1 protein-coding gene is annotated in these 1,734 nt (G+C 69.7%); it reads right to left on the minus strand.

The features are described from left to right. Nucleotides 1-255: 255 nt before the first annotated feature. Nucleotides 256-1,395: an alpha/beta hydrolase family protein gene (locus ACFWPI_RS39465; RefSeq protein WP_380381105.1), complete on the minus strand. Its 1,140-nt coding sequence runs from the start codon at nt 1,393-1,395 to the stop codon at nt 256-258. Nucleotides 1,396-1,734: the final 339 nt, after the last annotated feature.

The raw sequence follows: 1,734 nt of genomic DNA on the forward strand, positions 1-1,734 counted from the left end.
GGGCCCTGCCGCTACGAGATCCTGGAACCGAGTCCATGCCGCAAGAGCCAAAGCCGGACAGTTGGGGGGAATCCCCTATCGAACACCCTCTCAGAGCGTCCGCGGCCTTACCCGCCGCCGCCTCGGGGCGTCCCGGACCGCGGTCGGGCTGACCCGGGGTCCAGGGTGGGGTGTTCCCGGTGGGTGTGCCCCGGGGTCGTGGCCGGCATGCGGGTGGCTGGCCTGTCCTGCGGGCGGGGGCGGGTCGGCGGGTTGTCAGCGCAGTCGGCTGAACCAGTGCACGATGGCCGTCGTGCCGGCGATGTTGGAGCCGAGGTGTCTGGAGCCCGCGAAGTCGGGGGTGCCGAGGCCGATGACCGTCGTGTTCACGCCGTGCGATCGCAGTGTGGCCTCGCAGTGGTCGGTGTTGGTGTTGGCCGCCTGTTCGTCCGCGTCGGCCGTGTACAGGCGGACCGGGACGTGTGGTGCCCAGTCGCAGGTGCTGTCGGCCACCCGAAGTGCTTTGGCCAGCGGGCCGGTTGGGTGGCGCAGCATGTCGAAGCCGTGTGGGGTGAGCAGTGCGTCGATGGTGTCGGGTGTGCCGGCGAAGAGTTGCGGGCCGGTGTGTGAACCGTCGAACAGTGTCTCGACCGTGCTGTCGTACGGGGCTTGGAAGACCTCGTCGGGGGAGTCGTAGAGGTGGTGCAGCCGGTTCCAGGCGACAAGGAGGTATGCCGTGTACAGCACGCTTGATTTCGGGTCGAGAGTGCCGTTGAGCAGTGCCGGCAGTTCGGCGTGCTGGAAGTCGTAGGCGCCGCTGACCGGTGCGACGGCTTGGAGCCGGAACCACGGGTCGTCGCCGGCCTGGAGTGCCCGTGCGAGTCCCATCGCCGCCGAGGCGCCCTGGGAGAACCCGGTGACCAGCACGTCGTGTCCCAGTGTCCGGCCCGTACGCGGGACAAAGGCGCGGGCTGCCCGGAGCATGTCCAGGGAGGCGGTGGTCTCCGACGGCACGTCCATCCAGGGGTGGAGTCCCGGGCCGGCGCCCAGGCCGATGTAGTCCGGGGCGACGGCGGCGAACCCGGCGGACGCGTACGTGATGGCGGGTGAGGACACGAATCCGGCCTTGACCATGGAGGACGGGGCGTCGGAGCGGTGACTGGCCGTGCCGTGGGTGAATGACACCGTCCGCAGCTCGTGTTCGCCGCCGCGGGGCAGCACCAGCAGTCCGCTGGCGGTGATCGGCCGGCCGCTGGGGTCCACGGTGCGGTACACCAGCCGGTAGGCGTCCACTCCGAACCGGACCGTACCCGTGTCATACCCGGCGGCGGCCAGTGCCGCGGCGGCATCCTCCTTCGCGGCCAGGGTGGTCGTCTGCTGGACGGAGACGAGCCGTCCGCGATCGCTTCGGTGCACCGTGTCCGCCGAGGCGGCTCCCGTCGTCGCCGCAGTCGCAGTCGCAGTCGCAGTCGCAGTCGCAGTGGCGGTGGCGGTGGCGGTGGCAGTGGCGGTGGCCAGGACGGCCAGGACTGTCCCGATGTTCAGCCGGCGAAGCACGGGCCGTGGCGTGCCTGCTAAGTGGGTGGATTTCATGTCGCCGACGCTACGTACGGTCGCCCTCGTGCCGCAGTCCGGCCAGCGGGCGTATCCGTCCTGGGGCTAGTACTGCAACCGCATCTGGGCGTGACTGTGGGTGTAGGTGTTCGTTGTCTTGACTGTGTGCCTATGGGTTGACGGTTGAGCAGGTTGAGTCGT

Origin of the sequence: Kitasatospora sp. NPDC058492 (genome assembly GCF_042720685.1) — a bacterium.
In the GTDB taxonomy this organism is placed as follows: Bacteria; Actinomycetota; Actinomycetes; order Streptomycetales; family Streptomycetaceae; genus Kitasatospora.